Here is a 15,707-nt window from a genome sequence, read left to right as displayed (position 1 = left end):
GCGTCGGCCTGTGCGAGGGTGAGCTGAGCGGCGTGAGTCCGGATCAATGATCGTCCGCTTCGGCGCCGAGCTGCGACTTCAGGGCGAAGGCGTTGCGGGTCACGACCATCTGACCGGCTTCGAGCCCGTCGACGATCTCGACCCTTCCTCCGCTCCGAGTGCCAAGCGTGACCGGAACCGCCTGGACGCCGCCCTTCACCGTGACAAACACCATGTCGCGGCCTTCGATCTGCTGGACAGCTTCCTCAGGCAGGATGATGCCGCGCTGCTGGCTCCCGCGTGGGACAATGCGAACCCGAACGCCTTGACCCTGGGTCAGCCCGCCTGGGGCGCCGCTGAGCTGAAGCACGACGGTGGCGGTGCGGCTTTCAGCATCAAGGGCCGGGGTCACGGACCGGACCCGCGCTTCGACCACGCCGCCGGTGGGCAGCTCTACCTGGGCCCGGTCGCCGGGCTGAATGCGCTGCGCATCGCTCACCGGAACGGAGGCGTCGATCTGGAGCCGGCGGGGGTCGGCCACGTTGAACAACTCGGCTCCGGCTGAAACGTAGGCGCCGAGCTGGGTATCGACCTCGGTGATCCGCCCGCCGATCGGACTGCGAACGGCCAGGTAGCGCCCGCCGCCGGTCACGCCGGCGGCACTGACGGCCGCTTCGGCCCGCTGCAGTTCGGCTTCTGCGGTGCGCTTGGCGGCAACGGCTGCCTCCAGATCCTGCCTTGCCGTGATCTTGGCATCGAACAGGCGCTGCTCGCGGGCCGCAGCGGCTCGCGCAGCTTGGGCCCGGGCCGCTGCCGCATTCTGCTCCGCCACAAAGGCAGCCGCCTCTCGGCTCTCCAGAAGCGCCACCGTTTCGCCGGCCGCGACCGGATCGCCAAGGCGCTTGTTGATCCGTACCACCGCACCATCAGCCCGTGCGGTCAGGAGCGCCTGACCTTCGGGCGGAGCGGCGACCGTGGCCTGCGCAATGACTTCGCTCTGGAGCGCGCCGGGCTCGACCCGCTCGAGGGCGATACCGCTGGCCGAGAGGCGCTCGGGCGTCAGCGGGACGAAGCCCTCAGGCCCATGCTCCTCTTCTGTCTCGTCGGCCGGTTCCGCACTGGTTTCCACCGTGGGAGCGGGGTCGCTCATCGAGCGCCCGATCAGCACTCCTCCCACTCCAGCAACCAAGGCTGTGGCGGCAATGCCGGCGAGCAGGCGGTTCCTGTAGGTCAGGTTAATGATCTTAAGATCGCGAAGGATCGGCATGTGGTGTGTTCCTATCGAGCAGCGATGCGGCCGAGTTCGGCCGTCGCCAGCGCGAGGGCGAGCCGGGCATCGGTGAGCGCGGTGCGGGTGGCGGTGTAGGCGTTCTGGGCATCGAGGAGTTCGAGCAGGGTCGCCCGCCCTTCAGCATAGGAGCGCTCGGTGAGGCGCAACGCTTCCGTTGCTTCCGGAACGGCCGAGGACTCGAGTGCATCCACACGCCGTTGCGCCGCCTGCACATTGGCGATGGCGTTCCTGGCCCGTGCGGTCGTGGCTGCGATCGCCGTGGCCCGGCGGGCCTCTGCTGCGGCGATCCCAGCCTGCGCTGCATCGATGTTGCCGCGATTGCGGTCGAACACCTGCAGGGGCATCGACACACCCGCTACCAGCCCGAAGTCGCCGGTCTCCCGGACGTGGCGCACGCCTACCCCGACTGCAGGATCCAGCCGCCGTTCTGCGAGCTGCTGGCGGAGAACCGCTTCGGCGGCGGCGCGCTCCGCATCGGCAAGGCGCACTTCCAGGCTGGCTTCCGCGTTGATCGTCTGCGGCTTGAGGTCAAGCAGCTGTCCGCTGACCTCCGCGACGGGTTCACGCACACCGAACAGGGCGGCGAGCGAGGAGCGGGCGGCCAGCTCATCGGCTTCCGCGACTTCCCGCTCGGCTTCGGCCTGCGCGAGAGCCGACCGCGCCCGTAGCGCTCGAAGTGGCGGATCGCGGCCCGCATCCACCAGGATCTGCGCCATGCGGGCGAACCGCCGAGCCCGCCCCACGCTTGCGGTCGCCTGGGCGAGCCGCTCGCGGGCAGTCAGGGCCCGGGCGAACTGCTCCCGCACCTGCTGCGACAGGTCGGCCCTGGCGATCGCCAGGCGTAACTGCTGAACGGTCAGCTCGGCTTGAGCCGCACTGACCCGGGCGGAGCGGCGCCCCCCAAGGTCCAGCCGCTGATTGACCGCAAGGGTCGCTTCGGTCGAGCGGAGACCGCGCAGCTCCCCGGTTCCGGCGAAGTTCTCGACCTCGAAGCTGAGCTCGGGATTGCTTCGGACGCCGGCCTGACGGGTTCGGGCTTCCGCCGCCGCCAGATCGGCCTGAGCGGCAACGATCGCCGGCGACCGGGCATTCGCCTCCTCCAGCGCCTGAGCGAGGCTGAGGCTGCCTGGAAGCGGCCCAGTGCGCGGTGCGGCTGGCGGCGGCACCACAGGTGATGGTGGACCCGCCGGCGCCGTGGACACCGGGCGGCCGACGGTCGGGCTGGCGGGATTGCCAACCTGAGCGGAAGCGGACGAGAACGCCCCTCCCGCCGCCACGACCAGGGTCGCGGCTGCAACAAACTTCATGGTGGAATACTCCTGACATCTGCAATCGAGCCCGGGGTGCCGGGCTTGAGTCAGTGTCAGGCGATTGGAGGCCTCAGTTGGTTCTCGGGCTCGCGGCCCGGCACTCCGGCAGCGGGGTCACCGAACAGGTTGGTGCGCCGGACCGGGGCCAGCGCAGCCGCTGAAATATCCGTTGGGGCGGCGAGCTGGTGGCCGCCACAAGAGGTATGATGATGGGCGACACCCTTGTCCGAGCTGGCTGGGGTCTGGTCGGGGTCGCCATCGTAGTGCCCGGTCGTTTCCGCCCCCACTTCGATGCAGTCGAGCCGTTCGGCCGCGTGCACCGTCGTTCCCGTCCACAACATGAGAACGAGGAGCATGGCGCTGACAATGGCGGTCAGGCGGGGCATGGGGCGGCGCCATAGCAGCCGCGAGCGCGATTGGGAACGCGACGCTACAGCCATCGCCGCACCTGCTGCTTGTAGGACCGATATTCATCGCCGAAGCAGCGCTGGAGATAGGCTTCTTCCCGCCGGATGACGAAGCGGTCGATCAAGGCTGCCGCTACCAGGGACAGGAAGACGGCACCGAGGCTCTGGCAGAAGATCGCGACGCTCAGGGACAGGATCGTCATGCCCAGATACATCGGATTGCGGGTGAACCGGTAGATGCCGGTCACCACCAGCGCACTCGCGGGCTGCCACGGCTCCGGCCGAGTCCGCCGCCGCCGAAAGAGGTTCAGCGCCGCGCCGAGCAGACCGAGCGCCGCCACCAGCAGCAGAATGGCGAAGACCTGCGGCACCCCGAAGTCGTGGAGGTGCATGTCGATGGCGAGGCCAGCTGCGACCGAGCTCGCGAAGATCAGGGGTGGCGGCAAGAAAACCCGAGGGCTGTCCGTCTGACCAGAGGTGCCCTGACGATCGCCGCCGCTCCGAACTTCGTTCATGCCGTCTTCCCCGTTCTGGCGCGCTCGTCCGATTGATGATCGTCAAGCTGGGCCGCAGGAGCCGCCAACCGGAAGTATGCGGCCAGCAGCAAGCCTGCCAGCAGAAAGCCGAGTGCGCCCCACATGTGAGCCCCGAGCAATGGGCGATCAGGACGCATGAGCAGGCCGGTGGGCGAGTTCGCCCCTCGCTTGAGCCATGATCTGCAGGCCGCCCCAGATGCCCAGCGTCGCCATGATGCCCGCGACGATGAGGTCCGGCCAGGCGGTGCCGGTGCCGAACACGCCGGCTGCGGCCGCGATCACGGCCAGATTGCCGATCGCATCATTGCGCGAGCAGATCCAGACCGATCGCATGTTGGAGTCGCCAGAGCGGAAGCGGAACAGCATCAGAGCGACACCGACGTTTGCCAAGAGCGCAAGCGAGCCGATAATCCCCATCGTCTCCGGCTGCGGGCTCGAGCCGTTCCACGCGGCCCAGCTGGCACTGACGAAGATGTAGGCGCCCAGCAGCACCAGTGTCGCGCCCTTGAATAAGGATGCGCGGGCTCTCCACGCCAGCGCCAAGCCGGCGACCAGCAGCGAGATGGCGTAGTTCGCGGCATCACTGAAGAAGTCGAGCGCGTCGGCCTTCAGCGCGTGGCTGTCGGCAGCTGAGCCGGCGTATAGCTCTATCGCGAACATCCCGGCGTTGACGATCAAGGCAATCCACAAGGCCCGGCGCCAACGCGGGTCGACCGTGATCTTCTGAGTGTCGGATACGCAGCTGTTACAGGCCATTTGTCACCTCGACCGAATCGGAGCGACCCGTATATGGTCCCTGTAGCGGCTACAGGGTCAATGCTGTGGTTTCCTAATCGCCCTAGAGCATCCAGCGTAGCGTCAGCAGGCCATGTTGCTCCCGCTGGCACCCGTCTGGACGCCCACTCGGCTGGCCGTTGTTCAAGCGGTGCCTAGTGAGGCCGCCGACGGTATGGCGACTGGGGCAGCTGACAAGATAAGGAAAGAGTCGACGGTCTCGGGTCTTGCGCACTAACGCCGGGCCGAGGGGACACTGACATGGGAATGAAAATCGGTCAGCTTGGAAAGGCGACCGGGACGAACGTCGAGACCATTCGCTACTATGAGCGAATTGGCCTCTTGCCGCAGGCGGACCGCACCGGCGGAAATTACCGAGACTATGGCCCGCAGGATGTCGAGCGACTCACATTCATCCGGCACGCGCGCGGGCTTGGTTTCGAGATCGCGGATATCCGATCCCTGCTGGATTTATCTGAACAGCCGGATCAGGACTGCGGAGAAGCTGACCGCATTGCCACAGGCCACCTTGCTGCGGTCGAGCGGAAGATTTCACAACTGAAGAAGCTCCAAGCCGAGCTCCGGCGTATGATCTCACAATGTCGTGGCGGCCAGATATCCGATTGTCGCATCATGCAGGCACTCGCCGACCATGAGCAATGCGAGACAGATCACGCTTGAGAGCGTAGGCCGTCAAACCTTGTAGTCACTGTAAGCTAGCACGATGTCGGCTCTGTTCGTTAAACGTGACGCGGAGGCTGGCGGTGCAGGAGCTAGGTAGAGATGAGCTTGAAGCCGCAGGGATGCGAACCTTCTTCCGCATCGCGGAGAAGTGGAGGCTCAGCGAGGCAGAACAAGCAGCGATCATGAATTTGGAAGCTGATCAACTACGGTCGGCCCGAGCGTCGGAAGCGGCGCGGATGAATGGCGACACACTGGAGAGGCTGTCGCACGTATTCGGCATCTTCAGAGCGATCAACACGCTGTTGCCGAACGTCTCCCGAGCCGACGCCTGGATGCGCGCGCCTAACCATGCACCGATCTTCGCGGGCCGTTCGGCCGTGCAGCTAATCGCAAGCGGACGCATCGAAGACCTTCGCTTGGTTCGCCGCTACCTTGAGGCCGAGTGCCAATGATCCGTTTCGACACGCTCAGCGGCCATTCATTCCCGCAGACCTTGTAGTTACTACAGGGTTAACCTACCTCCCTCCGTGGCCGCGTCGTTGCGGGCGAAAAAAGGGAGCGTGGAATGCAAGAGACAATTGCCTGCACTGCTGCTGAGGTTGAGTTTGAGCCGGCATTCGGGCGTGCACCCGAAAACAGCAATGTTCCGCTTCGGGATGTGGCTCTTTGTGACCCCCTCGAGCCGGACAGCCCTTCGGATATCCGGGTCACCCTGACACATCGCCAAATAGGCAGGCTGGTGTTTGTAGCGGCCGAGACTGGATCGCGTTTCGCCCGCGAACGGTCCAAGTACGATCCTGCGGCCTGGATGGCTGCCCCAAGACATCTCTTCGGCGGTCACAATGCCCTGACCGCCTGCGTGGATCGCACCATGTTCATGCGAGCCCTTGTGCTCCATGGCGCGACACCGGCTTACGACATGAGTCCGGAGGAGATGGCGCTCCTCCTGTCGCCTGAAGACGGCGAGGCTGACGAGATCGTGGTTGAGCCGATGGGTCGAGCAGAGGATGGCTCTGCTCCGGGACCTCTCCTGTTCCCTTGGCCGGCGGCTTTGTTCACCGCGACCTGCGTGGAGCAGGAAGCAGGCGGCGCACTCCATGTGTTTTTTGCCACCTTGGCCTCGGACGAGAGCCAAGTCCGTGAGCAGCTGCGGCACCGTCTTGGAGGCCGAATTTCATACATTGCCGATGTCGAGAAGGGGTTTGATCCCTCGCAGCCGGTCGCGGCGTCGCTGCTGTCAGAAGCGATGGTGTACCTTGTGGAGCAAATCGCAAGCGAGCCTACGTCCACTCTGGCCGCCGGCTTCAACGTCCTTGTCGAACATCGCTTCGGTGCCTGACCTTCCTGCGTACCTGACCGGATCAGGCGCAAGGGCGATCGCCTTCGATTGTTATGGCACTCTCCTCGCAATTAGGGACGAACGTCGACCGTACGGGCGACTGGCCGCCCTGGCAGGACGACGGTTGAACCCCTCGCCGATGACTTCGAGGATGACATTGCGGGACGTGGTTTCCCGCAATGTCATTCCGATCGAACTCGATGACGGCACCATCGAAAGGCTTGAGGCCGATCTGCAGGCGGAGCTTGCTTCGATCGAGCCATTGCCGGGTGCCCTCGACGTTCTGGGCCGACTTCGCGAGCGCGGATTTCGACTTGCCATCGTGTCCAACCTAGCGGCGCCCTACGCCAAGCCGATCAAGCGTTGGCTTGGACCGCTCATCGACGTGCAGGTGCTATCCTTCGAGATTGGAGCGGCGAAGCCATTGGCGGTAATTTACGAAGAGGCGTGTCGCCGTTTGGGCCTTCGTCCCTCGGAGGTCCTGATGGTCGGCGACTCGCTCCGGAACGATGTCGCCGGTCCGATGGCTGCCGGCTTGCAAGCTCGCCACCTCAGCCCGGGCGCTACCTTGCGGGAGCTTCTGAGGGACCTGCTCTGAACAAAAAAGGCCTTGACCATCGGTCCAAGCCCTTGATGTTCTAACTGGAAAGATGGACCTTAATCGTCCTTCTCGGGTAGACGCATCGTCATCATCGTCGTCCTTCGCTTACCCTCCGCAGCGACCGCTTCCGCTGCGTGTGCATATGTTTTGGGGCCTAACGTCCTAACAATCAAGCCGGTTCAACTCCATTTCCTTGCCCTTCAGCCGCTTCGTCCGGCTCCACTGCCCTTTGTGCATCACGCATCATGATGCGTTCGTTTGTCGACCAAGGCTCGCGCCGCTGCGGCGAGTTCAGGAGCTCGATGACCTTCTTGGCGGCATCCAATGCCAAGCCTTTCTCGCCGAGCTGTCCGTAAGCTTTGCTAACGGTATCCCAGTGAGCGGCGTTCTCCGCCGCATTCTCGGCCAGCCTGGCAACCATGTCCTTCAGCTTGGCGATGTCGAACCCGCGCTCGTCCAAGTCGGACTGCTGGCCGCCATATGCGCGGTAGTCCAAGAGGTAGTAGACCAGGTTGTTGCGAGTTTTCGACGCCTCGCCTGGGTCACCTTCGGCAGCTTGGAGCGCCTCCTTCGTAAGGTCGATTGCCTTGAGGATGCTGGCGAGTGCCTGCTCATCCCCGTGGGACCCGGCGCTTCTGAGTTGTTGGACTGCATCTTCCCAGATCGCGAAGGCGAGCAAGCGCGGGGCTGCCGAACGAAGCCAATGATCCTTGCCGAGATCGGAATTCGGGAGGGCATCAACGGCTGCCTGATATTTGCTGCGGGCGGCGGGCTTGTCCCCGAGTTCATCCAAAGTCCGGGCAAGCCGGTACAAGGGAGCTACCCGGTCGGGGAACAGGTCGGCCATGGTCGAATATATGCGGCTCGCCTCCACGAGGGTGGCGTTCCCGCTCGCTCCAGCGAGTTCATTACCGATATCGAAGAGTAGAAGGGCGCGCTCCATCTCCAGGACATAAAGCACTTCGTTCTCGTGATCCCGGGGGAGACCTAGACCACGGACCTTGTCCGCCGCTCGGATCAGGTCCCCTGCGACCCGCCGCCTGGCTGTTCGCAAAGAGCCCGACCCGTTCGCACCATCGATGCCGTCCTGGGCGGCAGTCACCGCTTTGTGAGCGATCTGCTTGGCGTTCTCGTCCAGGTTCAGGATGTTGTCCAAACGGTCGACGGGCCGCTCGGATCGACGGGATGCCTTCGCCCGGATGCGCTTGTCGCCGTCCATCTGAAGCTTGATCTGGTCACCATATTGGGCGAGCCCGTCGATCAGCGTCTTCATGACGTTCAGATGTGCTTGGTTGAGCTCTAGCCTCTGCGCCGCCGCGCCGTCTGGACCATCTCCTTCCGTTTCGCGCTTGTACTTGAGGCCGTGGTCGATCTCACCCCAGACGTCCTCAAGAGCGGTGCGGACCTGGATCTCGACTGGGATGTCACGATAGCCAGTCCGGTACTTCCCCCGACACCAGACCACGATGTGAATGGACGTGTAGTTCTCGGGCGTGACCTCGACACGGCCGGCGAAGCCGAAGGCTTGGCAAAGGGCTTCCACACGGCCGGGTAGATCCTGCGCATCGCCGTGTGGATTGGTCGAATAGATGATAATCTCTTCGATGCCCTTCGGACTGAAGACACTATCCGGGTCCTGGGGGCCCGCCTCGATCCGCTCGAACAGCACTGGAAGAATATCGAGGGCGTCTAGGCGGTAGAGAGTCACGATTCGCAAGCCGACCAGATCCCGCAAGCTGGAGACGGAGTATTCCGGCTTGCCGCCCTTCCGCTTCCGCAGAACCTTCTCGACGACCTTGTAGTCCTCCTTGACGCGGACCTTCACTGCGTAGGCGAGATCGCTGATCGACGGTGCACCCGTGTTCATCTCCAGGACCAGACGTTTGCGTACGTCGTCGGCTCCCCGGAGTGCATCCATTGTGTCGAGATCAAGCGTGGACGTGTCTTCTGCGCTCTGTTCGGTCATGATCACCCGCTGCAAGCCGGGCGTCCACGTAAATAGTGCCGCACGATTCGGGAAGGTTCGTCGAACGACTGAAACTGGTTGCGGAGCAAGTGCGTGCAACATCGGCGCAGCTTAGCCGCAGCTTCACAGGAGGGTGGTGCCCAGAGCCGGGATCGAACCAGCGACACTGCGATTTTCAGTCGCATGCTCTACCAACTGAGCTATCTGGGCCCACGTGCTTCGCGGGCAGGCCGTTTGGCCTTGCGAGCGGCTCCCCTAACGGGCGCCTTCGTCGCTGTCCAGCCCGGGATCGGCCGGCGGGCCAGGAAGTCGATAACCTTCGCCAAGCCATTGCAGCAGGTCACGATCCTTGCAGCCGCGGCTGCAGAAGGGGGCATGGTCCTTGGACGCCGGCTTGGCGCAGAGCGGGCATGGCTTAGAGGCGTTCGGCATGTCCGCCCGAGATGGCGAGCGAAGCGTCCTCACGCAAGCCGACATTGCCGCCGACCTGGCGGCCGAGCTGGTCCAGCCATTCAGGCCGCAACGCTGCGGCGACCGCCGGGTGACAGGCGAGGCGGATCGACCCGACTTGCCGCGCCGCGCGGCGTAGCAGCGCGCGGGCCTCGAAGCCGGGGCGGTCGGCGGCAAGCTCGAACAGGCTCGGGCCTCGGCGCGGACGCACGATCTGGAGAAAGCCGAAGCCGTTCACCGCGGTGCGCTCGAAGGGCTTTTCCAGCCCGGCGTCGATCAGCTCCCCGAGCTTCTGGCGAAGCTCGCGCCCGCTGATTGTGGGGAAGTCGATCCCGATCGAGCCGCCGATCGCGTGACGCCGGATCGCCGCCGCCGCCGCCCGTGCCGCGCTTCGGGCGAGGTCCTCGGCCCGCCCGGTCCCGTCGACGTCGATCAGGGTCATGGCGGGGGTCACCGACACCCTGAGCGTGCCGCCGGGAAAAGCGATCGTTCCGCTGCGGGCTTCTTCCAGCAGGTCCGACCAACCGGCCGCCTCAAGCAGGTCGTCCGGCGCCGGAAAGGGGATGTCATTGCCAGTCGGAAGGGCCGACACCGTGCCAGCCTCCACCACACGGCCCAGCGGCCGCTTCCACGGCTCGGCGCCCGGGATCGGCTCGCGGGTGACCTCGATCAGCGCCTTCGCGCCCTCATGGCGCCCGCCAGCGCCGCCCGGCAGCAGGAACTCGCTTGCACCATCAGAGGCAAGCGCCTGCGGCCGCACCTCCTTGATCCGCACCTCGCGCAGTTCGCCGGCACGGGGGCTGCCATCGAGATGAATGCGGGCGTCGGTAATCTCGCCATTCGCGATGCGGACCCAGCGCTCCTCGCCGATGCCGCGCTCGACCAGCCAGTCAGGCAAGCGGATAGCCTGCGCTCTTCAGAAGGTGCCGGGTTTCGGCGACCGGCAGGCCGACCACGTTGGACCAGCTTCCGGCGATGAAGCGGACATAGACCTCGCCATAGCCTTGCAAGGCATAGCCGCCCGCCTTGCCGCGCCATTCGCCGTGGCCGGCGTAATAGTCGATTTCTTCGGCCGAGAGGTTCTTCATCGCGATCACCGTCTCGACCAGCCGGGTGCGCAGCTTCTGCCCAGGCGCGGCGAGCGCGACCCCGGTCAGCACCTTGTGGCGACGGCCGGAGAGCAGCGCCATGCATGTCCGCAATGTCGCTTCGTCCTCGACCTTGGGCAGGATCCGGCGCCCGACCGCGACCACGGTGTCGGCGGCGAGCACCAGCGCATCGGGCTCGAGCGCAGCGACCGCGGCCGCCTTTTCGCTCGCCAGCCGCAGCGCGTGCGGACGCGGCAATTCGCCCTTCAATGGCTCTTCGTCGATGTCGGCAGGGCGGATGGCGTCGGGGGTGACCCCGATGCGGGCAAGCAGATCGACCCGGCGCGGGCTCGCCGAAGCGAGGACCAGGCGCATGGGCGGCGCCTTAGCCGTTATAGCCCGGCGGGCCGCCGCGGCCCGGCATGAAGCGGTAGGTGATGCGCCCCTTGGTCAAGTCATAAGGGGTCAGTTCGACCAGCACTTCGTCGCCGGTCAGCACGCGGATGCGGTTCTTGCGCATCTTGCCGGCGGTGTGGCCGAGGATTTCGTGGCCATTCTCGAGTTCGACGCGGAACATCGCGTTGGGCAGCAATTCGACCACCCGTCCACGCATCTCGAGAAGTTCTTCCTTGGCCATGCAGATCCTTTTGAGAGAAAGATAAAAGAGTAAGTCGCGCGGGCCCTTAGCGGCAGATGCGCCGAAAGTATAGGTGAGCGGTCATTCCGACGCGGGCCGGCGCTTCGCCTTGCGGGTCACCAGCAGCTTGTCGATCTTCCGCCCGTCGAGGTCGACGATCTCGAAGCGCCAGCCGTCATGATCGAAATACTCGCCCGTCTCGGGCAGATGCTTGAGCACGGCCAGCGCAAAGCCCGCAACGGTGGAATATTCGCGGTCGCCTTCGAGATTGATGCCGAGGTGATCTTCGAGGCAGTCGGCGGTGGCCGAGCCGCTGATCAGCCAGCTGCCATCCTCGCGCTCGACCAGCGGCGGATCATCGTCTTCCGTGTCGTGGGCGAAGGTCCCGGCCAGCGCCGCGAGGATCGAGCCCGGCGTCACGATGCCGTCGAGATGGCCATATTCGTCATGCACCATTGCCAGCGGCACTTCGGCCGACCGCAGCACGCCCAGCGCGTCCATCGCGTCCATGACGTCGGGGATGATTGGTGCCTTGCGGGCCAGCGCACGCAGGTCGAGCGCGCGGCCTTCCAGCAGCGCGTCCAGCATGTCGCGGGTCTGGACCACGCCGACGATCTTCTCGACCGACCCTTCCGCCACCGGCAGGCGGCTGTGCGGCGTGTCGGCAAGCGCCGCGCGCAGAGCCTCGGGGCTGCTGTCGATGTCGATCCAGTCGACCTCGGTCCGCGGCGTCATGACCTCGCGCACCGGGCGGTCGGCGAGGCGGACAATGCCGCTGATGATCGCGCGCTCGGACTCTTCCAACACGCCCGCTGTCTTGGCTTCGGCGACTACCAGGTGAAGCTCCTCTGCGGTCACGTGGTCGCGGTTCTCGCGGTCGAGCCCGAGCAGCTTGAAGATGCCAGCGCTGCTCTTGTCGAGCACCCAGACGAACGGTGCCGTCAGCTTGCTCAGCCACAGCATCGGACGGGCGACCGTGACCGCGATCGGCTCCGGGCTGCGCAGCGCGAATTGCTTGGGCACCAATTCGCCCACCACCACCGAGGCAAAGGTGGTGAGCACGATTACCAGCCCGAAGCCCAGGGTAGTCGCGGTTTCAGCATCGAGTCCAAGCCATTCCAGCCGCTGCGCCACCGGCGTGCCCAGGCGCGAACCCGACAAGGCGCCGGTCAGGATACCGATCAGGGTGATCCCGATCTGCACCGTGGACAGGAAGCGGCCGGGATCGGCGGCGAGCTTCAGCGCGATCTTGGCGCCGCCGCTGCCGCTCTTGGCGAGCGCTTTCAGCCGCGCCTCACGCGCGGAGACGATCGCCAGCTCGCTCATCGACATCACGCCGTTCAAGGCGATCAGCGCGAGGATCAGGACCAGGTCGAGCCAGGGGAAAGGGAGCAGGGTTCCGCTCATCGGGTGGTCAGCTTCTAGCCTTCAAGAAGGGGGAGCGGCAAGCGCGTCGATCGTTGTGCTGGTGGAACATCCTACCAGACCACCGGTTTCACGTGTCTGCACAAAATGTCGATCAACAAGATGGAGTGTCCTTGATCATGACCAAGGGGAAGAAACTCACGGCGGGTCTGCTGACGGCCTCGCTGATGACCACTGCGGCCTGCACCACCAACCCCGAGACCGGCAACCGCCGGATCAGTCAGACCGGCCTTGGCGCCATTCTCGGCGCGGCGGGCGGCTATCTCCTGGGTGACATCGTCGGCGGGCGCAACAGCCGCACCGAGCAGATCATCGGCGCCGGGATCGGCGGCCTCGCGGGTGCCGCGGTCGGCCGCTACATGGACCAGCAGGAAGCCGAGCTGCGCCGTGAGACGGCCGGCACCGGCGTGGACGTCATCCGCCAGGGCGACGACCTGATCCTCCGTATGCCGAGCGGGATCACCTTCGCCTACAACCGCTACGACATCCAGCCGCAGTTCCAGTCGACCCTGAACGAGGTGGCGAGCACGCTTGCGACCTACAACCAGAGCTACATCGACATCTACGGACATACCGATTCGAGCGGGTCGGACGCTTACAACCAGACGCTATCCGAGCGCCGCGCCGAATCGGTCGCGAGCTATCTCGCAAGCCGCGGCGTCGTCCGCGCCCGCATGGCGACCCGCGGTTTCGGCGAATCGCAGCTGCTGGTGAACCCGGAAACCAGCGAAGCCGACCGCGCGGCCAACCGCCGCGTGGAGATCAAGGTCGTTCCGCTGCGTCAGTAATCTCGTCGGAGGCGCTGCGCTTCGTCGTAGCGCCTCCCTCCTTCGCCAGTTGCCGGCGGCTGGCTTGCTCGGGCGCCCAGTCGATTTTCAGCCACAGCACGAAGGCGAACAGCGGCAACAGCAGCAAGGCCGCCACAAGATTGCGCGGCTGGGGGGTGCGAGACCCCTCCCACCACCAAACCCCCGCAGCGACCAGCGCCAGGAACAGCGCATAGAGCGCGACCTTGCCCTTCATCGCCGCTCCGCGAAGAAGCGCCGAAGCTGTGCCGCCGCTTCCTCCTCGCCGATCCCGCCCAGCACATCGGGACGATGATGGCAGGTCGGCTGGCCGAACAGCCGCGGTCCGTTGACCACCGCGCCGCCCTTGGGATCCTCGGCGGCGAAGCGCAGCTCCTTGATCCGCGCCAGCGCAATCGCCCCGGCGCACATCGCGCAGGGCTCGAGGCTGACCCACAGGCTGCACTCGTCAAGCCGGCTGGTGCCAAGCGCCACCCCGGCGGACCGGAGGGCCACCATCTCGGCATGCGCGGTCGGATCGCTCCCGTCGCGCATCCGGTTACGGCCTTCCGCGATGATCGTGTCACCGCGGGTCACCACGGCCCCGACCGGCACCTCGCCCGCCCGCGCCGCTTCGGCGGCAAGGTCGAGTGCGCGGCGCATGGGAAGTGGTAGCGGGAAGCCCATCCGCCCCCGCTACCGCGCCTCTTACTGCTGCGTCGAGTCGGTGGTGGCGGGCTGCTGGCTGTTCTGCACCGGCTGGGTCTGCGGCTGCGGCTGCTGCGACGCATTGCCGTTGCCACCGGGCGCCACGCGAATCTCGGGCACGGGAATGGTCGCCTTGCCGCTGCCGACCTCGATCCGCCCGGTCTGCACCTCGAACTCGGGCTTCTGGCCGCCCTTCACAACGACACCGTCACTGCCGACCGCGACCCCCGGGGCCTGCGCAGGCTGGGTCTGATTGACATTGACGAAGCCCGTCGCGACCAGCGCAATTGCGCCCACGATCAGCAGGATAAGGATAAGGATGACGGCGCGCATCGCGAGAAAACTCCCTGTTCGTTTCGCCTCAGCAACGCACGGGATGGGGCGGGGTTGCGGTTGACTGGTCGGGACCAAGCCGTTAGGGGGCAGCGCTTTCCGGGAGCTTCCATACGGGAGCACCCTCGACCAATCACGGGATAGATCCAATGGCGCGCGTGTGCGAGCTGACCGGCAAGGGCCGGCAGGTGGGCAACAATGTTTCCCACGCGAACAACAAGACCAAGCGGACGTTTCTGCCGAACCTGCAGAACGTGACGCTGATCAGCGACGAGCTCGGCAAGAGCGTCAAGCTGCGCGTCTCGACCCACGGTCTGCGTTCGGTGGAGCATGTCGGCGGCCTCGACAACTGGCTGACCAAGACCAGCGAAGACAAGCTCGGCCCGGATGCGCGCAAGCTGAAGCGCGAGCTCGCCAAGAAGGCCAAGGCCGCGGCCTGAGCCTGGCGGCCGGGCGCTGACCTGGCCGACCGCTGCTTCCTGAGATCAACTAGGCTCCGGCTCTTGCCGGGGCCTTTGTTGTGTCCAGCGTCATCCGCAGCAGCAAGGTCCGCCGCCAGCCATCATTATCGGTGACCGCCCACAGGATGGTGCGGCCATCCGGTTCCCGCTCGGCAGCAAGTCCCTCCACATTGTCGAACGGCCCCAGCGGCAGCGTCGCAAAGTTGCGCAGGCGATAGCCGCGCCCCAATCGCTCCAGCCACGCGAGTTTGTTGGTCAGGCCAAGGAGACCGATCTCCCGCACCGCAACGACGATTCGCCCATTCGGCAGCCGCACCGCATCGGCGATCCCCCCGGTGGCGCCAGCAAGTGGCACTTGCTCGGGCCTTGACGAGTCGCCCACGCGCAGGGCGAACCGTCCCCCCTCGTGGAGCAGCAGCAACGCACCGCCGCTCCGCTCCTCGACCATCGCCTCAATGCCCTTGTTCCGGCTCCAGCGGGCAGACGGCAGGACTACGGGCAGCCGCTTGGCGCCGGCGTTACTGTTGAAGCGCCACAGGCTGTGCCGGCTTTCGAAGGCTACCAGTCGACCTCGTCCATCAGGGTCGACGATCATTGCTTCCGAATCGCGGTATTTCTTGAAGGTGGGATAGCCCGGCCCGTCCGGCAGATCGCTCACCGCCGCGGGTGAAGCGCCGCTACCCGGCCGCGCAAAGGTCACCAGCGCCCCGCTATCACTCAGTGCCTGCAAACGACGGTCCGGCAGCACCGCGAGCGCCGACAGACCCATGACGCGCACGTCATCGGCAGTCAGGGTCCAGGCGTCGGTGATGGTGACCTGACCGCCCGCTTCGCCGCGTAACTCAAGGGGCTCAAGGGTCAGCCGCGCGACCCGCTCCGGCTGTGGCACTCGGTCCGGCCACTCCGTCCGGCTGTCGCTGCCAACGAGCAAAA

Annotated in this window: 21 protein-coding genes and 1 tRNA gene; 6 read left to right on the top strand and 16 right to left on the bottom strand. The window is 65.6% G+C overall.

Going from position 1 to position 15,707, the window contains the following annotated elements:
- Positions 1 to 43: 43 nt before the first annotated feature.
- The 5 genes from ACP69Z_RS02705 to ACP69Z_RS02685 form a co-directional block, all read right to left on the bottom strand.
- Positions 44 to 1,246: an efflux RND transporter periplasmic adaptor subunit gene (locus ACP69Z_RS02705; RefSeq protein ID WP_426266009.1), complete on the bottom strand. Its 1,203-nt coding sequence runs from the start codon at positions 1,244 to 1,246 to the stop codon at positions 44 to 46.
- 11 nt (positions 1,247 to 1,257) lie between these two features.
- Complete coding sequence (locus tag ACP69Z_RS02700; protein ID WP_426266008.1) at positions 1,258 to 2,577, bottom strand: TolC family protein; 1,320 nt, start codon at positions 2,575 to 2,577, stop codon at positions 1,258 to 1,260.
- Between the two features lie 56 nt (positions 2,578 to 2,633).
- Positions 2,634 to 2,966, bottom strand: a complete 333-nt coding sequence (locus tag ACP69Z_RS02695) for a hypothetical protein (protein ID WP_426266007.1) — start codon at positions 2,964 to 2,966, stop codon at positions 2,634 to 2,636.
- 44 nt (positions 2,967 to 3,010) lie between these two features.
- Complete coding sequence (locus tag ACP69Z_RS02690) at positions 3,011 to 3,502, bottom strand: methyltransferase family protein (protein ID WP_426266006.1); 492 nt, start codon at positions 3,500 to 3,502, stop codon at positions 3,011 to 3,013.
- A 147-nt stretch (positions 3,503 to 3,649) separates the two neighbouring features.
- Positions 3,650 to 4,279: a cation transporter gene (locus ACP69Z_RS02685; RefSeq protein ID WP_426266005.1), complete on the bottom strand. Its 630-nt coding sequence runs from the start codon at positions 4,277 to 4,279 to the stop codon at positions 3,650 to 3,652.
- 279 nt (positions 4,280 to 4,558) lie between these two features.
- On the opposite strand from ACP69Z_RS02685, the gene ACP69Z_RS02680 reads away from it, so the two are divergent.
- The 4 genes from ACP69Z_RS02680 to ACP69Z_RS02665 all read left to right on the top strand — a co-directional run bounded on the left by ACP69Z_RS02680 (position 4,559) and on the right by ACP69Z_RS02665 (position 6,918).
- A complete protein-coding gene (locus ACP69Z_RS02680; RefSeq protein WP_426266004.1) occupies positions 4,559 to 4,978 on the top strand; it encodes a MerR family transcriptional regulator in 420 nt (139 codons plus the stop codon).
- Between the two features lie 65 nt (positions 4,979 to 5,043).
- Positions 5,044 to 5,433, top strand: a complete 390-nt coding sequence (locus tag ACP69Z_RS02675; RefSeq protein WP_426266003.1) for an antitoxin Xre/MbcA/ParS toxin-binding domain-containing protein — start codon at positions 5,044 to 5,046, stop codon at positions 5,431 to 5,433.
- A 287-nt stretch (positions 5,434 to 5,720) separates the two neighbouring features.
- Positions 5,721 to 6,320 carry a hypothetical protein gene (locus ACP69Z_RS02670; protein ID WP_426266002.1) on the top strand — a complete coding sequence of 200 codons (600 nt, stop codon included), beginning with the start codon at positions 5,721 to 5,723 and terminating at the stop codon, positions 6,318 to 6,320.
- Entirely contained in the window at positions 6,313 to 6,918 is a 606-nt protein-coding gene (locus ACP69Z_RS02665; RefSeq protein WP_426266001.1) for an HAD family hydrolase, read from the top strand. The genes ACP69Z_RS02670 and ACP69Z_RS02665 overlap by 8 nt, the downstream gene beginning before the upstream one ends.
- A gap of 172 nt (positions 6,919 to 7,090) precedes the next feature.
- Here ACP69Z_RS02665 and ACP69Z_RS02660 read toward each other — a convergent pair whose 3' ends face one another.
- The 7 genes from ACP69Z_RS02660 to ACP69Z_RS02630 form a co-directional block, all read right to left on the bottom strand.
- Complete coding sequence (locus ACP69Z_RS02660; protein WP_426266000.1) at positions 7,091 to 8,887, bottom strand: hypothetical protein; 1,797 nt, start codon at positions 8,885 to 8,887, stop codon at positions 7,091 to 7,093.
- 134 nt (positions 8,888 to 9,021) lie between these two features.
- Positions 9,022 to 9,097: transfer RNA gene (locus ACP69Z_RS02655), tRNA-Phe, on the bottom strand.
- Positions 9,098 to 9,142: 45 nt separating this feature from the next.
- Positions 9,143 to 9,319, bottom strand: a complete 177-nt coding sequence (locus ACP69Z_RS02650) for a DNA gyrase inhibitor YacG (RefSeq protein ID WP_426265999.1) — start codon at positions 9,317 to 9,319, stop codon at positions 9,143 to 9,145.
- Positions 9,303 to 10,235, bottom strand: coding sequence for a ribonuclease (locus tag ACP69Z_RS02645; protein ID WP_426265998.1), 933 nt, complete (start codon positions 10,233 to 10,235; stop codon positions 9,303 to 9,305). The genes ACP69Z_RS02650 and ACP69Z_RS02645 overlap by 17 nt, the downstream gene beginning before the upstream one ends.
- Positions 10,228 to 10,800 carry a Maf family protein gene (locus ACP69Z_RS02640; RefSeq protein WP_426265997.1) on the bottom strand — a complete coding sequence of 191 codons (573 nt, stop codon included), beginning with the start codon at positions 10,798 to 10,800 and terminating at the stop codon, positions 10,228 to 10,230. Before ACP69Z_RS02640 ends, ACP69Z_RS02645 begins: the two co-directional genes overlap by 8 nt.
- Positions 10,801 to 10,810: 10 nt before the next feature.
- Complete coding sequence (gene infA, locus ACP69Z_RS02635) at positions 10,811 to 11,062, bottom strand: translation initiation factor IF-1 (protein ID WP_029941555.1); 252 nt, start codon at positions 11,060 to 11,062, stop codon at positions 10,811 to 10,813.
- Between the two features lie 81 nt (positions 11,063 to 11,143).
- Complete coding sequence (locus ACP69Z_RS02630; protein ID WP_426265996.1) at positions 11,144 to 12,469, bottom strand: hemolysin family protein; 1,326 nt, start codon at positions 12,467 to 12,469, stop codon at positions 11,144 to 11,146.
- Between the two features lie 137 nt (positions 12,470 to 12,606).
- Here ACP69Z_RS02630 and ACP69Z_RS02625 point away from each other — a divergent pair, with 137 nt between their 5' ends.
- Positions 12,607 to 13,275 carry an OmpA family protein gene (locus ACP69Z_RS02625; protein ID WP_426265995.1) on the top strand — a complete coding sequence of 223 codons (669 nt, stop codon included), beginning with the start codon at positions 12,607 to 12,609 and terminating at the stop codon, positions 13,273 to 13,275.
- On the opposite strand, the gene ACP69Z_RS02620 is transcribed toward ACP69Z_RS02625, so the two are convergent.
- The 3 genes from ACP69Z_RS02620 to ACP69Z_RS02610 are packed head-to-tail and all read right to left on the bottom strand — an operon-like array spanning position 13,250 to position 14,313.
- Complete coding sequence (locus tag ACP69Z_RS02620; RefSeq protein ID WP_426265994.1) at positions 13,250 to 13,510, bottom strand: hypothetical protein; 261 nt, start codon at positions 13,508 to 13,510, stop codon at positions 13,250 to 13,252. The genes ACP69Z_RS02625 and ACP69Z_RS02620 overlap by 26 nt on opposite strands.
- Complete coding sequence (locus tag ACP69Z_RS02615; RefSeq protein WP_426265993.1) at positions 13,507 to 13,935, bottom strand: nucleoside deaminase; 429 nt, start codon at positions 13,933 to 13,935, stop codon at positions 13,507 to 13,509. Before ACP69Z_RS02615 ends, ACP69Z_RS02620 begins: the two co-directional genes overlap by 4 nt.
- Before the next feature lie 45 nt (positions 13,936 to 13,980).
- Positions 13,981 to 14,313: a hypothetical protein gene (locus tag ACP69Z_RS02610; protein ID WP_426265992.1), complete on the bottom strand. Its 333-nt coding sequence runs from the start codon at positions 14,311 to 14,313 to the stop codon at positions 13,981 to 13,983.
- A gap of 149 nt (positions 14,314 to 14,462) precedes the next feature.
- Here ACP69Z_RS02610 and rpmB point away from each other — a divergent pair, with 149 nt between their 5' ends.
- Complete coding sequence (rpmB, locus tag ACP69Z_RS02605) at positions 14,463 to 14,753, top strand: 50S ribosomal protein L28 (RefSeq protein WP_426265991.1); 291 nt, start codon at positions 14,463 to 14,465, stop codon at positions 14,751 to 14,753.
- Between the two features lie 49 nt (positions 14,754 to 14,802).
- Here rpmB and ACP69Z_RS02600 read toward each other — a convergent pair whose 3' ends face one another.
- Complete coding sequence (locus tag ACP69Z_RS02600; RefSeq protein ID WP_426265990.1) at positions 14,803 to 15,663, bottom strand: esterase-like activity of phytase family protein; 861 nt, start codon at positions 15,661 to 15,663, stop codon at positions 14,803 to 14,805.
- Positions 15,664 to 15,707 lie beyond the last annotated feature (44 nt).

The organism is Sphingomonas sp. LHG3443-2 (assembly GCF_049896405.1).
Lineage (GTDB): Bacteria > Pseudomonadota > Alphaproteobacteria > Sphingomonadales > Sphingomonadaceae > Sphingomicrobium.
Note: the sequence above shows the minus strand (reverse complement) of the source record. Positions and strands in the feature narration are given on the sequence as shown.

Excerpts from the sequence above, each read along its gene's own strand:
- ACP69Z_RS02705 (WP_426266009.1), bottom strand. The coding sequence starts at position 1,246 with ATGCCGATCCTTCGCGATCTTAAGATCATTAACCTGACCTACAGGAAC.
- ACP69Z_RS02700 (WP_426266008.1), bottom strand. The coding sequence starts at position 2,577 with ATGAAGTTTGTTGCAGCCGCGACCCTGGTCGTGGCGGCGGGAGGGGCG.
- ACP69Z_RS02695 (WP_426266007.1), bottom strand. The coding sequence starts at position 2,966 with ATGCCCCGCCTGACCGCCATTGTCAGCGCCATGCTCCTCGTTCTCATG.
- ACP69Z_RS02690 (WP_426266006.1), bottom strand. The coding sequence starts at position 3,502 with ATGAACGAAGTTCGGAGCGGCGGCGATCGTCAGGGCACCTCTGGTCAG.
- ACP69Z_RS02685 (WP_426266005.1), bottom strand. The coding sequence starts at position 4,279 with ATGGCCTGTAACAGCTGCGTATCCGACACTCAGAAGATCACGGTCGAC.
- ACP69Z_RS02680 (WP_426266004.1), top strand. The coding sequence starts at position 4,559 with ATGGGAATGAAAATCGGTCAGCTTGGAAAGGCGACCGGGACGAACGTC.
- ACP69Z_RS02660 (WP_426266000.1), bottom strand. The coding sequence starts at position 8,887 with ATGACCGAACAGAGCGCAGAAGACACGTCCACGCTTGATCTCGACACA.
- ACP69Z_RS02650 (WP_426265999.1), bottom strand. The coding sequence starts at position 9,319 with ATGCCGAACGCCTCTAAGCCATGCCCGCTCTGCGCCAAGCCGGCGTCC.
- ACP69Z_RS02640 (WP_426265997.1), bottom strand. The coding sequence starts at position 10,800 with ATGCGCCTGGTCCTCGCTTCGGCGAGCCCGCGCCGGGTCGATCTGCTT.
- infA (WP_029941555.1), bottom strand. The coding sequence starts at position 11,062 with ATGGCCAAGGAAGAACTTCTCGAGATGCGTGGACGGGTGGTCGAATTG.
- ACP69Z_RS02630 (WP_426265996.1), bottom strand. The coding sequence starts at position 12,469 with ATGAGCGGAACCCTGCTCCCTTTCCCCTGGCTCGACCTGGTCCTGATC.
- ACP69Z_RS02625 (WP_426265995.1), top strand. The coding sequence starts at position 12,607 with ATGACCAAGGGGAAGAAACTCACGGCGGGTCTGCTGACGGCCTCGCTG.
- ACP69Z_RS02620 (WP_426265994.1), bottom strand. The coding sequence starts at position 13,510 with ATGAAGGGCAAGGTCGCGCTCTATGCGCTGTTCCTGGCGCTGGTCGCT.
- ACP69Z_RS02615 (WP_426265993.1), bottom strand. The coding sequence starts at position 13,935 with ATGCGCCGCGCACTCGACCTTGCCGCCGAAGCGGCGCGGGCGGGCGAG.
- ACP69Z_RS02610 (WP_426265992.1), bottom strand. The coding sequence starts at position 14,313 with ATGCGCGCCGTCATCCTTATCCTTATCCTGCTGATCGTGGGCGCAATT.
- rpmB (WP_426265991.1), top strand. The coding sequence starts at position 14,463 with ATGGCGCGCGTGTGCGAGCTGACCGGCAAGGGCCGGCAGGTGGGCAAC.